10 protein-coding genes are annotated in these 13,989 nt (G+C 70.4%); 5 read left to right on the forward strand and 5 right to left on the reverse strand.

Annotation, left to right across the window (positions count from 1 at the left end):
- Nucleotides 1-8: 8 nt before the first annotated feature.
- The gene (locus D6718_10860) at nt 9-2,864 is read right to left on the reverse strand and encodes a 4-hydroxybenzoyl-CoA reductase subunit alpha (GenBank protein RMG43924.1); all 2,856 of its coding nucleotides are present in this window, start codon (nt 2,862-2,864) and stop codon (nt 9-11) included.
- Complete coding sequence (locus D6718_10865; GenBank protein RMG43925.1) at nt 2,861-3,739, reverse strand: xanthine dehydrogenase family protein subunit M; 879 nt, start codon at nt 3,737-3,739, stop codon at nt 2,861-2,863. The genes D6718_10860 and D6718_10865 overlap by 4 nt, the downstream gene beginning before the upstream one ends.
- A 189-nt stretch (nt 3,740-3,928) precedes the next feature.
- Here D6718_10865 and D6718_10870 point away from each other — a divergent pair, with 189 nt between their 5' ends.
- Complete coding sequence (locus D6718_10870; protein ID RMG43926.1) at nt 3,929-5,977, forward strand: exo-alpha-sialidase; 2,049 nt, start codon at nt 3,929-3,931, stop codon at nt 5,975-5,977.
- Here D6718_10870 and D6718_10875 read toward each other — a convergent pair.
- Complete coding sequence (locus D6718_10875; GenBank protein RMG43927.1) at nt 5,896-6,825, reverse strand: hypothetical protein; 930 nt, start codon at nt 6,823-6,825, stop codon at nt 5,896-5,898. The genes D6718_10870 and D6718_10875 overlap by 82 nt on opposite strands.
- Nucleotides 6,826-7,865: 1,040 nt before the next feature.
- On the reverse strand, nt 7,866-8,474 hold the full coding sequence (locus D6718_10880) for a LuxR family transcriptional regulator (GenBank protein RMG43928.1): 609 nt from the start codon (nt 8,472-8,474) through the stop codon (nt 7,866-7,868).
- 35 nt (nt 8,475-8,509) lie between these two features.
- Here D6718_10880 and D6718_10885 point away from each other — a divergent pair, with 35 nt between their 5' ends.
- Genes D6718_10885 through D6718_10900 form a run of 4 tightly spaced genes read left to right on the forward strand, consistent with a single transcriptional unit; the run spans nt 8,510 to nt 11,613 of the window.
- On the forward strand, nt 8,510-9,175 hold the full coding sequence (locus D6718_10885; protein ID RMG43929.1) for a sigma-70 family RNA polymerase sigma factor: 666 nt from the start codon (nt 8,510-8,512) through the stop codon (nt 9,173-9,175).
- Nucleotides 9,172-9,561, forward strand: coding sequence for a hypothetical protein (locus tag D6718_10890; protein ID RMG43930.1), 390 nt, complete (start codon nt 9,172-9,174; stop codon nt 9,559-9,561). The genes D6718_10885 and D6718_10890 overlap by 4 nt, the downstream gene beginning before the upstream one ends.
- Complete coding sequence (locus D6718_10895) at nt 9,558-10,076, forward strand: periplasmic heavy metal sensor (GenBank protein RMG43931.1); 519 nt, start codon at nt 9,558-9,560, stop codon at nt 10,074-10,076. Before D6718_10890 ends, D6718_10895 begins: the two co-directional genes overlap by 4 nt.
- A gap of 7 nt (nt 10,077-10,083) precedes the next feature.
- Nucleotides 10,084-11,613, forward strand: a complete 1,530-nt coding sequence (locus D6718_10900; GenBank protein RMG43932.1) for a M23 family metallopeptidase — start codon at nt 10,084-10,086, stop codon at nt 11,611-11,613.
- Nucleotides 11,614-11,661: 48 nt separating this feature from the next.
- Here the strand turns inward: D6718_10900 and D6718_10905 are convergent, their stop codons facing one another.
- Nucleotides 11,662-13,872, reverse strand: a complete 2,211-nt coding sequence (locus D6718_10905; GenBank protein ID RMG43933.1) for a hypothetical protein — start codon at nt 13,870-13,872, stop codon at nt 11,662-11,664.
- Between the last annotated feature and the right edge of the window lie 117 nt (nt 13,873-13,989).

Consider the following 13,989-nt stretch of genomic DNA (forward strand, 5'->3'; position numbering starts at 1 on the left):
CCCGGCCGTCATCGCTTCTTCTTCTCCAGCTCGGCCAGCCCGCGCAGGATCTTCTCCGGCGTGATCGGCAGCGACGTCACCCTCACACCGGTCGCGTCGTAGATGGCGTTGGCGATCGCGGGGATCACGGGTAGCAGGCATCCCTCCCCGATCTCCTTGGCGCCGAAGGGCCCGCGCGGCTCGTAGCTCTCCACCGCCTTCGTCATGATCTTCGGGGTCTCGCAGATCGTCGGGACCAGATAATCGTGAAGGGTGGGATTGATCAGCTCGCCCCGCTCGTCGGCCAGCGTGTCCTCGAGAAGGGTCTCTCCGAGGCCCATGACGATGCCGCCCTCGACCTGGCCGTGGAACGTGACCGGGTTGATCACGGTACCGGCGTCGCTGAAGTCGGTGAAACGGTCCACCTGGACGTAACCCGTCTCGAGGTCGACCGTCACTTCCGCCACCGCGGTGGAGAAACTGTAGGCCGGCGAGGTGCCGACGGTCCCGCCCTTGAAATCCCCGCCGAGGTTCTTCGGCGGTTGGTAGTAGCCGGTGCCCACCACCGGTCCGCTCTGGGAGAAGGCGATCCGGGCCGCCTCGGCCCATTCCATGCCGACGTCGGGGTGCTCCGCGACGAAGATCCGCCCGTTTCTCGCCACCAGCGCCCCGGGGTCGCAGCCAAGCTTCCGGCCGGCCACCTGCAGCAGCTTCCGGCGGACCTCGGCTGCCGCCATGCGGACGGCATTGCCACCCATCAGCGTGACGCGGCTCGAGTACGAGCCGAGATCCGTGGGGCTCAGGACCGAATCGCAGTCCACCAGCCATACCCGGTCGTACGGGATCCCGAGCTCCTCGGCGGCGATCTGCGTCAGGATGGTGTCGCAACCCTGGCCGATCTCGGCGGCCGCGATGTGAAGCGAGACCCCCGTGCCGTCCTCGTGGACGCGAATCATCGCGTTCGAGTGGGGGAAATCGGAGCGGTAGATCGGATACCCGGCACCGGAGACGAAACCGCCGCAGCCGACGCCGATTCCCTTTCCGCGCGGCAGCTTGCCCTTCTTCTCCCGCCAGCCGCTCGCCTCCCTCGCCCGTTCGAGGGTCGCCTTGAACTCGCAGGAGGAGATATCGAGCGCGTTGCAGGTGCGCGTGTTCGGCTCCATCGCGTTGCGCAGCCGGATCTCGAAGGGATCGAGCCCGAGATCCTCCGCGATCATGTCGAGGAGGCACTCGAACGCGAACCTCGGCTGCGGAACGCCGTGCCCGCGCATGGCCCCACTCGCGGGCAAGTTCGTGTAGACGCGGAACCCGTCGTACTTGAAATTCGGGATCTTGTACAGCGTCGGCAGCATCGAGCCGGCGTAGTAGGCGGTGATCACCCCGAACGACGTGTAGGCCCCTCCGTCGAGGATGGTCCGCGACTGGACGGCGGTGATCGTGCCGTCCTTCTTGACGCCGACCTTGAGATCGACGATCTGCTTGTGGCGCCCGCGGAAGTGGAGGAACATCTCCCTCCGCGAGTACTTCATCATCACGGGCCGGCCGGTTCTCTTCGCCAGAATCGCGGCGCAGAAGTCGAGCGGTGTCGTCTCCGCCTTCCCTCCGAAGCCGCCGCCCACCGCCGGCTTGATCACCCGGATGTCGCCTTTCGGCACCCCGAGAACGCGGGAGAGCATGTGCTGCACGTAGTGCGGCACCTGCGTCGCCGACCAGAGCGTCAGCTTGGAGCCGTGGTGTTCCCAGCGGGCGAGCGCCGCGTGCGGCTCGATCGGCGCCTGGTAGGTGCGGTTCCCGACGAACCTCTCCTCCCGGATGTGGTCGGCCTCGGCGAAGCCGCGCTCCACGTCGCCGAAGTGCCACTCCACCCGCGTGTTGATGTTCCGCGCGAACCGGGGGTTCTCCGGGTGGATCAGCGGGGCGTCGGGCTCCATCGCCTTCTCGGCGTCGAACACCGCCGGGAGCTCCTCGTACTCCACCTCGATCAGCTCGAGGGCCCTCTCGGCCGTCTCCTCGTCGACGGCCGCCACGGCGGCGACCTCGTCGCCGACGTAACGGACACGGTCCTTGGCCAGAACGTGCTCGTCGTACCTCGCCGGGCTCACGCCGTAGGTCACGTCGGGGACGTCCGCGCCGGTGATCACGTCGACCACGCCGGGGAGCTCCCGCGCCCGGCTCGTGTCGATACGCTTGATCAATCCGTGCGGGATGGGGCTGCCCAGGATCTTCCCGTAGAGCATCCCGGGCAGCCGGAGATCCGCCGTGTACTTCGCCCGCCCGGTGACCTTGTCCGGCGCGTCGTAGCGCGGCACGCCCCGGCTGACCACCTCCAGATCGCGCTCCTGGTCGCGTTCCCGATCGTCGAGGGGCGCGGTGTCGAGCGGTTCCTTCGCGAACGAGCGCCAGTCCCGAACGGCCCGGATGATGCGCTCGTACGTGCCGCACCGGCACAGGTTGCCCGCGAGCGCCTCCCGGATCTCCTCCTCGCTCGGGTCGGGATTCCGGTCGATCAAGGCCTTCGCGGCCATGATCATCCCCGGCGTGCAGAAACCGCACTGAAGCGCACCGTGCTTGACGAATGCCTTCTGCAACGGGTGGAGATCGCCGCCCCGCGACAGGCCCTCGATCGTCACGACCTCCGATCCCTCGGCATCGGCGGCGAGGACCAGGCAGGAGGCGACCGGATCGCCGTTCATCAGGACGGTGCACGCCCCGCAGTCGCCCATGCCGCACCCGTCCTTCGTCCCGGTGAGACCCAGCTCCTCCCTCAGGAGCTGCTGGAGCGTGGTGTTGGGCTTCACCGCGAGCGTGTGCGGCTGTCCGTTGACCGTCAGCGAGACCATCACCCGCCCGGTCGCCTGGCCCCCGTCCGTCGGACGAACGCTCATCGTCCCGCCTCCACCGCCCGAGCCGACGCCTCCTCCAGCGCCCTCCGGGTGAGCACCTCCACCAGCCGCCGCCGGAATTCCGCCGAGCCGCGCACGTCGCAGATCGGCCGCGCCTCCTCCGCGGCGGCCCGCGCCGCCTTGGCGAAGATCTCCGGGCCGGGCCGCCCTCCCTCGAGTTCGCGCGCGGCGGCGCGGGCGAGCAGCGGCGTCGGGGCGACCGCACCGAGGGCGATGCGCGCGCCCGCGATCGTTCCCGAGGAGATCACCAGGCGGACGGCCACCGACGCCACGGCGACCGCCGAGCCTCGCCGGAGACCGAACCGCTGGAAGGACGCCCCCGCGCCCGCCGGCTGGGGCGGTATCCGGATCTCGGCGAGGATCTCGCCTTGCCGGAGAGCGGTCTGCCGCGGCCCGGTGAACAGATCCTCGGCGGGGATCTCCCGCGAGCCCTCCGGCCCGGCGATCCGCACCGAGGCCTCGCCCACCAGGCAGGGCGGCGGCGTGTCGGCACACGGGACCGCGCCGCAGAAGTTGCCGCCGATCGTCGCCCGGCTCCGGATCTGCTCGCTGCCGAGAAGCGCGGCGGCTTCGGCGAGCACCGGGAACTGTTCGCGGACCAGAGGTGAGCGCGCCACGTCCCGGATCGTCGTCAGCGCGCCGATGACGAGCGTCCCGCTCTCGACGCGGATTCCGCGCAGCTCGTCGAGACGCGCGAGGGAGATGACATCGCTCGGCACCGGCTCGCCGGGCTTGCGCCGGACGAGAAGTTCCGTGCCCCCCGCCAGAACACGCGCCCGGTCGCCGAGTTCGCGCGCGAGTCTGCAGGCCTCGGCGAGACTCTCCGGGCGGTGGTAGCGCTCGATCGGCAACCGCATGGCGCAGGCTCCCACCGGCCCCACCGCGGGGCGGACGCGGCGAAGACTCGAACGAACGTTCGACAGGATAGGCTTTCGAGTAACCGCCCGCAACAGGGCGGATCGTTGCGTCCGGGCGCGGGTTGACAGGGTTGGAACGGCGGGTTATCCAGGGGCGGGGAACCGGGTGGAGTCGGCGGGAGACTCTCGATGAAAAAGCTGTGGCCCTTGGCGGCCGGGCTTTTCGGCCTGGGGTCGGCCGCGGTGTCGGCGCAGACCTATGTGGACGAAGCGCGGACCGTCGCCATCGACGTTCGCCGCGGGGCGGACGAACTGGTGGACTACGCCGCCCTCGTGCGGATCGGCCCCTGGGACGACCGCAACTACGACCTGACGCGAGCCGACCTCGCGCTCCTTCCCCCGAACGAGGCGGAGCTGCGCTCGCCCATCCCCGCCTTCTTCCGGGTGGGATTGCGCCGTGCGCTTCCATCCCTAAGGGGCGATCCGGCGGCGCGCTACCCGCTGAGCGCGTTCAACGCCTTCCGCCTCAGGTTCGGCGGCTACCTCGTCGACGGCCGGCTCTACACCGAAGCCCACCGGAAAGGCGGCCGTTACTACGTGGTTCTCGAAAAGCCCGCGGCCGCCGGGCCCACGGGATCCGGGAACGACTTCGTCTCGGGCGACGTCCGGGTGACCTCCCCGGAGGGAGCAGCGGAGTCGGCGATCGCCGTGGATCCCGCCGACACCAACCGACTCGTGGCCGGGACCAACGGGCCGAACGGTGGGCAACGCATGCACTACTCGACGGACGGGGGGGCGAGCTGGACACAGGTGGAGCTGCCGCAAGGCGGAACCTGCTGTGACCCCACCGTCGAGTGGTCTTCGGACGGGCGGTACGCCTACACCGCTACGCTCGGCGGCTGCTTCTTTTTCTGCCGCTTGTGGTTCTACCGCTCGGACGACGGCGGACTCACCTGGAACGGCCTCGAGAACGTGACGCCGGGGAACCCGCGCCGGGAGATCAGCAACAACGCCGACCGGGAATACCTCCACGTCGACCGGTCGGCAGCGTCGCCCTACAAGGACAGCATCTACCTCATGTATCACGAGGGAAACGTGATGCAGTTCGCCCGATCGACCGATTTCGGGAACACCTGGTCCACGCTGTCCTTTTCGAACGCGTCGGCCGACCGGGGCATCGCAGGGGACATCGCCACCGACCGCGGGGGAACGATCTACTACGCCTGGCCCGCCTTCAACAGCCGGACGATCCGCCTCCGCGTGTCGCACGACGGCGGGGCGACTTTCGGACCGGTATCGGTCGTCGCCGACACCAATGCCTCGTTCTCCTACCCGCTACCGTCGCAGGAGAGCCGCGAGGTCGCCGTCTACCTGGCGATGGATGCCGATACCTCGAGCGGACCCTACACCGACTCGGTCTACATCGCCTGGCCGGACACCACGGCGCCGCCCTCCGGCGTTCCTGCCGACAACCACTCGCAGATCCACGTCGCGTACTCGCGGGACGGTGGCGCCACCTGGCACGAGTCGATCCCTCACGAGACGGCCGACGTGCTCACGGTCGACCGGTGGCAGCCATTCCTCGCGGTGGGTCCCGACGGCACCGTGCACGTGATCTACAACGACACCCGGATCGGGGACCGGACCAGCTCCGATGTCTTCTACAGCTACTCCACGGACGGGGCTCGGACATGGTCCGCCCCCCGGCGCGTCACGGGGGCGACCTCCCCCAACATCGCGGACGGCTTCGAGTTCGGCGACTACTCCGGACTCGACATCGTGATGAACGACTTGATCGCCATCTTCACCGACAACCGGAACGAGGCGGGCGGCGGGGGGGACTCCATCGACGTCTACGCCTCCGGGATCGCGCCGGGAGGTGGGGGTGGCGGCGCCGGCCGGATACCCGGCGCGCGGGGTGTCTCCGGAGGCGCCCCGCTCACGGTCGCCCGGAGCGGTGGGGACCTCCAGCTCGACTGGTCGCCCGCCTGCGGCGCCGGTTCCGACTACGGCGTCTACGAGGGGGAACTCGGCCTTCCAGACAGCGCCGCCCCCGTGCAGTGCACGACGGGAGGCCAGACCTCGGCCACGATCACGCCCTCGATGGGACAGCGGTTCTACCTCGTCGTGGCCCAGTCCGGTGGCAATGAGGGTTCCTACGGGCGCCGGAGCGACGACACCGAACGCCCACCCGCCGCGAACGCCTGCCTGCCCCAGGCCATCGGCACCTGCCCGTAGGCCGCCCCGGCGCCGAAGTCGATTCGCAGAGCGATTCCCCCGGGAAGCGGCTCCCACCGCCACCGGAGCCGGGCCGGCGGCGGCCGCGGCGTGAAGTGGCTGACCTTCCGCCGGGCGTGCGCCTCGCACAGCGCCCGGCCCGCGCCGAGGCCGGCCATCATCCCGAGGAAGGCATCGGGCGCCCAATGTTTGTCCTGATCGATTCGCTGGTAGGCCGTGAGCGCTGCCCCGGCGTAGAGCAGGCCGAGCGTGCCGCGGCGAATGGCGCGATGGGCGCGGCCTTCACCGGCGCGGGGCAGCAGGTATTGGCACCGGAGCGGCCACACGAGCGAAGCCGCGAGCGCGGCGTCTCCGGAGACCCCGTGGCCACCGGCGCGCAGGAAGCGGATCGCCTCCCCCCTCTCGGGCCTCTCCGTTGCGAGGACGAGTTGGCCGGCACCGGCCAGCATCTGTGAGAGCGCCGCCGACTCCAGCAGAAGCGTTGCCGTTTCCCGTTCGCGGTCCTCATGGGTTGCGAGCGACGCGGCCCAGGCGGCAGCGGCGCCGAGCGGGGCGACCGCACCTTTTCCCAGCGTCCTCACGTCAGTCAGAAAGCGCGTGAGTCCCGGGCTCGCGTGATCGCGCGCGAAAGACCGGATCCCGTCACGGGCGAGGTACAGCGCGCCGGTGCCGGCGGCGATCCACAGCCAGCGCCGCCGCCGCGCGCGGCCGGGGTGAATCAGCATCGAGGCCAGATCGCGCGCGTCGGCGCGCACCGCCCGGAGTCCGTGCGACGCGTCCGTTCGCATGGGCGGCGCGTCCGAAAGTCCCGGGAGCGACGCGGCGAGCGCGGCGATCGACGTGGCCACGGCTCGCCCGACGCCGGCGAACGACGGGCGGGGAGGCGGGCCCCACCGCCGACACGGCCCCTCGGCCCCGCTCCAGCTTGGTGGCGGGCCGCCGATGGCGCCTTTCCGCGTCCCGGCCATCTCGACGATTCCGGCCGGCGTCTCGCCGCCTCTCCCGCGTGCCGGCGGGCCGATCGTACAGCGAGTCGGCAGCGGAGGCGCCATGCCGGGGACTCCCCCCGGCCGCGTGCGCAACCCGGCTGCGCCATCGGCGGGCACGCGCACCCGATGATGAGGCGGGTGGTTCAGCGACCACAGCGGATGGCCCCGCCGCTTCCGACACTTCTTCGGCGACACCGTGGCCGGCGGCACCCGCGGGCGCCGCCGGATCACGCGGGAACGGACTGGGAGGCCGCTGCTCGAGGAGGGGCGGCCGCGGAAGCCGCCTTCAGGGGCCGGGCCCATCGGCCGTCGATCCGGCGGACCGCATCGACCGGGGGTGGCAGGGGCGCCGCCCGCCTCGAGGACACTCCGGGTTGCCCCCAAGCGGTCCCACCGGCCCGCGCGCCGTCGGCCTCGCCTCGGGACGCGCCCGCCGGGAACCGCCCGCGAAGGCGGCAGGAAGGCCGGACGCCCACGGAAGGGATCGAACGTCAGGCGGAGAGGGCTCGTCCGAGCCCGGCACCCCCTCGTCCAACACGTTGAAACGCGGGTGGTTCGCCGAGTCGAACGTTTGCCGGATGGATCGGCGCGCGGTGCCGCCGCACACTGCGCGTGGTACCGGACCCTTGAGTCAGGCGGGTGTGGGCCCGTCGGGTTTCGCCCTCGACTCAGCCAGTACCGGCATGCTGCGCTCCCCAACGTGCCACTGCCCTGGCTCGCGGCTGGCTCGCCCGGGGGGAAGCGGGACGGAGGAGAAGCCTCCGGCCGCTCCGACGGATCGCAGCTCCGGTCGCCGACGGGCGCCGCACCCGCCGTCGTTCCTTTCCCCTCCTCTGCAACCCTCCCGGAACGAATGACCCGCCCCCCGGGGGCGGGTCCGTCTGTTCGGGAGGGATGCCTCATCCCCTTCGCTTCCCCTCCCTGCGCTCCGCGGCGCCCGTGCCGGTGGGCGCGGGCGACCGGTCACCGCCCGGCGCCCCCGCTCCTTCGGTGCGGACCGGAAGGAGGTCCTCGAGGAAGAAGGCCGACAGCTCGGACCGCCCGCTGAGCCCCGCCTTGAGATAGAGGGAGCGGGCTTGCTGGCGCACGGTCCGCTCGCTCGTGTCGCGCAGGGCCGCGATCTCCTTGTGACTCAACCCCTTGAGAAGGAGCAGCCCGATCTCCATCTCGGCGGGCGTGAGCTTCCAGCGCCGGAACTGCCGCTCGATCGCCTCGCCGAGCCCGCGGAGAATCTCCCGGCTCTCCTCGCGCCACCTCCTGGCCTCTTCCCGCGCTGCGTCGAGATCCCGCTCCAGCAGCCGGGCGGCCTCCCGGGCATCGTCGAGTCGCCGCCAGATCAGCCCGAAGCCGAAGGCGGCCGAAACCATCAGGACCGCCTCCATGAGGACGTGCCACTTCGTGACCACCCCCACATACTCCGTCAGCAGGTCGATGGTCACGAGGATGCCGATCAACGCGAAGATCCCGAGGAGGACCGCCGAGGTCCGCCGGTCGCCGGGTTCAGCCATGCCTCGATCGCCCCTTCGCGGCCCTCGTCCCGCGGATGCCGGCCGGGACCCGCCTCCCGTCGCCGCCGCCCGCCCCGCCCGGGGCCCGCGGGGTCAGGCTAGAACGCGGTCCCGGCGGGCGGCAAGCGCTCCGGGTGTCACACGGAATCGTGCCCATGGCGACCAAGCGAACGGAGCTGGACGGGTGGACACCGATGCACTCTGACGCGCTGGCCGAGAGGTTGGAGGAACTCCACCCCGACAGCTTCGGCTGGGCCCTGAGCGTTTGCGGCGGGGATCCCGACCTCGCCGAGGAGGCGCTGCAGATGGCATACCTCAAGATCATCGAAGGCCGCGCGCGCTTCCACGGCCGGTCCAGCCTGAAGACGTGGCTGTTCGCGGTGATCCGCCACACGGCGCTGGACCTCCTCAGGCGGCGGGGCCGCGAGGCGGCCCGCCTGCGGCCGGTGGCCGCGGAGGCCCCGGGCCGCGGCGACCCGGAAGAGCACGCCCTCGCCCGCGAGCGCTCCGATGCGATCCGGCGCGGTCTCGACCGGCTTTCCGACCGGCAGCGCGCCATCCTGCATCTGGTCTTCTACCAGGGGCTCACCCTGGACGACGCGGCGCAGGTGCTGGGCATCTCCCCCGGCGCGGCACGCGTGCACTACGCGCGGGCCAAGGCTCGCCTCGCCGACCTGATTCCCTGCGAGGTGGCACGATGAGCGGACGGGATCTCGAGCGTGAGCTGGAACGCTACTTCGCCGCCGAGCGCGCGGCCGTCCGGGCGCAGGCCCCCCCCTTCTCCCGCGTGTGGGGCGAGGCGCGAAGGGCGGCGGCGGGTCGGAAGACGTGGAGGGTCGCCGCGGCCCTCGGAGCCCTGGCAGCCGCCGCCGCGGGCTTGGCGATCCTCGTGACCGGCACGCGGCCGCCCATCGAGGAAGAAGTCGTGCAGCGGGCCCGCCGGCTGTCCGAGTGGGAGGCGCCCACCGACGAGATCTGGAACCTCGGGAATCTTGCATCTCTCCCCGGGGTTCCCGACCTGAACCTGAGCACGCTGACGTTCGAGCAAACCGCACCGGAGCCGTCGGCGTCGGACGGCGACGCATGACCGGGCTCCGGCCCACCCTTCCCCAAGGAAAGGAGGCACGTACGATGAAGCGAACGCTCCTCGTCCTCACCGCCGCGCTGGCGCTGTCCGCGCCGGTGTTCGCCTTCCCGGGAGGCCCCGGACCGCACGGCGGCCCGCACGGGATGATGGGACCGCACGGTCCCGGAATCGAGCGGTTCCTGTTCCCTCCCGAGATGGTGCTCCAGAACCAGATCGCGCTCGGCCTGACCGACGAGCAGCTCGAGGCGATCAAGAAGATGATCAACGAGACCCACTCCCAGGTGCTCGACTATCAGACCGAACTCCAGCGGCTCAGCGAGCAGCTCCGGGGGATCCTCGATTCCCCGACGGTCGACGAAGCCGCAGCGCTCGAGACGGCGGGCCGGGCGATGCAGCTCGAGTCCGAGGTGAAAAAGGCGCATCTGTCGCTGGCCATCAGGATCAAGAATCTCCTGACGCCCGAGCAGCAGGAGAAGCTGCGCGCGATGCGGAAGCCGCCGCACCCGGAGCGGTAGGATCCCGGTGACGGTCCGTTCCGGTTCCGGACTGCTGTTCGCCGCGGCGGTCCTCTTGGGGCCGGCGGCCGCCCTCCCCGCGGCCGCCGGCCCGTCTTCGTTCCGCCTTCTCTGCGGGCGCCCGCCGGACGGCCACAGCGGGGGCAGCGACGGGCCGGCCGCTCCGCTCGAACCGCTCGACCCGGCGGAGAGGACGCGGTTCGAGGAACGGGTCCGGAGAAACGTCGCGCGCCTGCGCGCCGAGGGACGCCTCGAGGCGGCGTCGGCCGGCCAACCGGTCCTCTTCTCCTGGCCGCTGGCGCTCGCCCGCGGACTCTCCGACCCCGGCTACCACGGCGTTTCGGGGTTCGTGGACCACGATCCGTCTTTCCCCGATGCCCTGTTGGACTACGAATGCGGAGACAGGACCTACGACACCGCGGGCGGCTACAACCACCGCGGGACCGATTACTTTCCGTCTCCGCACGGCTGGTACAAGATGGAGCACGAGCATGTGCTCGTGGTTGCAGCGGCGGACGGCCAGATCGTCGTCCGCGAGGACGGCCACGAGGACCACAACTGCCAGGGAGGCGGCACCTGGAACGCGATCGTGCTCCGCCATGCGGACGGCAGCGAGAGCTGGTACGGACACCTGAAGAAGGGGTCTCTCACGCCAAAGCAGGTCGGGGGTACGGTCGCGGAGGGGGAGTATCTGGGGGTCATCGGCAGTTCGGGCAACTCCAGCGGTCCTCACCTCCACTTCGAGGTCCACGATTCGACCGGGAAGGTCGTCGATCCTTACTCAGGTCCCTGCAACAACGCGCCATCGCGCTGGCAGGACCAGCGCCCGTACGACGACTCGGCACTCAACAAGATCACCACTGGTGATGCCGCGCCGGAAAAGCCGCCGTGCCCGGGCGTCGAGAACCCCCACGCCCGGGCGACGTTCCCCATCCCGGCGACCATCTACTTCACCGCCTACTACCGGGATCAGCTCGCGGGGCAGGTCTCCCACTACACCATCCGCCGTCCCGACGGCAGCGTCTTCGCCGAGTGGGATCACAGCAGCCCCGCCCCTCACCTCGCGTCCTCTCACTGGACCTGGTTCTGGCATATCGGCACCGACGAGCCCGCGGGACGCTGGCGCTTCGAGGTGACCTATCTCGGGAGGACGCTCGCGCGCGAGTTCGTCCGCGGTAGCCCTGTCGCGAGCGGCCGTGTCCCCCAATTCCCGGTCCAGGGAGCGCTGCTGGAGGTTTCGCGCGCCGCCGGCGGCCGGCTGAGACTGACCTGGGGACCCTCCTGCGTCGCCTCCGACGACGACTTCGCCGTCTATGAGGGCCGGCTTGGCGATTTCCAAAGCCACCGGCCGGTCCTGTGCAGCACGGGCGGTCAGCGGAGCGCCTCGATCACTCCCGCCCTCGGGTCGACCTACTACCTCGTCGCTCCCCGCAACGCCGAACGGGAGGGGTCGCTGGGAGTCACCGGGGATGAGACACCGCGCGCGGAGGGGGCCGGCCGTTGCCTGCCGCGCGACGTGATTGCGTGTCCCTATTGAAGACCGGGGGTGCGGGAGCCGGGTGATCCCGGCTCCCGCGCCCGATCGTCAGCGGTGGGAGGTGAAGCTGACGACGTCCACCGGGCCGAAGCGGTCGCCCGGCGACAGCGGCTCGGAGCAGGAGGTGTGGATGCGCACCTCGCCGAGCACCTCTCCGGTCGCCGCAATGCTCACCCGGAACACGAGATCGCCGGGCAGGCGCTTCTTGTGCTTCTTCTCGCGCTTGCGCTTCTCCGGCTTGTTCGCGCTCTCGGGCTTCGGCGGCACGTCGTAGTAGTGGACCGTGACCTGGTCCCCGATCATCACGTTGGGCTGCTCGAGGATCACCCGTCCCTTCTTGTCGAGCACCGTGATCTGCACGCCGTCGGTGAACAGCGCGTCACCCTCGCAGACCACCTTGCCGTTCTGGTCCTGTGTCATCGTGGTGCAGGGCTCGCCGGTGTAGGCAACGGTGATGTCCTCGAGCCCGTCCTCGCAGAACTGCCCCTCGAGCGCATCGTCCTCGTCCGGCACGACGGGCGGCGGCAGGAAGGTCTGCGTGACGGTCCCCGTCGCCTGGCAGTCCGCCGAGCCGTCGGCCACCGCGTCGTAGGTCTGGGTCTTCCAGGTCGTCGCCGTGTGGGTGAGGACCGCCTGCTCGCCGGGAGCGAGATTGCTGATGCGTCCCACCTCGCCGAACAGGTCGTCGGTCACCACCACCTCGCCGGAATCGGCGGTGCCGTTGTTCGTCACCGTGTAGGTCAGCGTGGTCGTCGTCTCGAGCGTCGACGTCGTGCCGGACATGGAGGTGAAGCCGACGAGCAGGAAGCTGCCGAACTGGTCGCCGAGGACCAGCTCGTCGTCGCACTCGGTCTTCGCCTCGACCGTCTCCAGCAGCTCGCCGGTATCCGGATCGATCACCCGCCACTCGACCTTGCCCAGCCGGTCGAGACCGGCCTCGGCGGCGTTGAAGGTGAGGAGGTCACCCAGCATGACGTTCGAGCGGGTGCCGATCAGGGCACCGTTCTTCTGGTAGAGCTCGACGGTGACCGGCTCCCGGAACTGTGCGTTGCCGCTGCACTTCGCATCGAACGCCTGCTGGTGCTCGCTGGCGATGCAACCCTGGCCGGTGTACTCGACGCGGACCTCCTGGAGCGGGCCGTCGCAGTCGACGACCGGCGGCGCCGGAACCTCGAGCGGATCGACCGACATGTCCATCGCGAGCTCGCAGGTTCCCGTGGTCGGCGTGCCGGTGCCGCACGCGCGGTCGTACTCGAGCGTGGCCGCGAACGTCACGAAGTTCTGGGCGAACTCGTTGGTCCGCATCTTCGGCAGCATCTCGTGCTGGAAGCAGGCGTGGGTGCTGCCCTGGGTCAGCGGCACATTGGCGGAAAAGATGCCGATCTGCATTCCCCGGAAGCCGAACTGGCTGTTCGTGAACTTGTTCGCCTCGAGAAGCTGGGTGGTGCCCAGCAGCGAGGCCGGCGGGGTCGTGGAGGTCGTCGTGAACCAGGTCTGCTCCGGCGAGCCGTAGGCGATCCGGGTCGTGCCCGGCACCGGGTGGACGTCCTCCATGACCCCGCCCGCGGCGATGCTGAGGATTCCGACCTGATCGCAAGCGAGCGGCTGGAAGTCGAAGCAGATCACCTCGCTGTGAGTCTGGTCCTGGTAACCGGGCATCCGGTAGTAGCGATCGTAGTTCGAGATGTCCGCCCCCTCGAGCGCGATCACCTCCCGGTCCCCGACTCCTGCGGGCACCTGGTAGGCGACCACCATCGCCACACCGTACTGCTGGCGGTAGATGCGGAGCAGAGTGGTCGGATCGCGTTCGTTGAAGTTGCTGATGACGAAGACGTTCACGCCCTGCTGGAACGCATACACCGGCACGTCCGCCTTCATGACGACCTCACCGGCGGTGTTCGTCTCGTCGGCGAAGACGGTGTAGCGCCGGCCGACCTCGTAGCCGTACAGATCCTCCGGCTGCACGAGCGCCCCCCCGGAAAGGGTGACCGCCGGATCGACGGCCCCGGTCTCCCGGGTACTCCCGGCCCAGTACAGCCAGGCGGCGAGCGGCTCGCCGGGCACGTTGATCTCGAAGACGTGATCCCCTTCCTGCGTGCCGACCCCCGAGACCGCGACGTGGACCTCCCCGCCCGCGAGACGGTAGAACTCGGTCAGGGGAGTGTCGAAGGAGCCGGACGGCGGCGGCACGGTGGCGAACGCCGCCGGACCCACGGTCAGGGCCAGCGCGACGGTACCGGCAAATATGCGATGACGCATCAACCCTCCTCCCTCCGGCGGGGATGGCGTGGATGCGCAAGCATCTCGCGCCGCCCGCGGGTGGCGGCTTGAGCCCGACTCCACCTTCCCGGGAAAAGCCCCTCCGAACGGGCTAGG

Source organism: Acidobacteriota bacterium (assembly GCA_003696075.1).
In the GTDB taxonomy this organism is placed as follows: domain Bacteria; phylum Acidobacteriota; class Polarisedimenticolia; order J045; family J045; genus J045.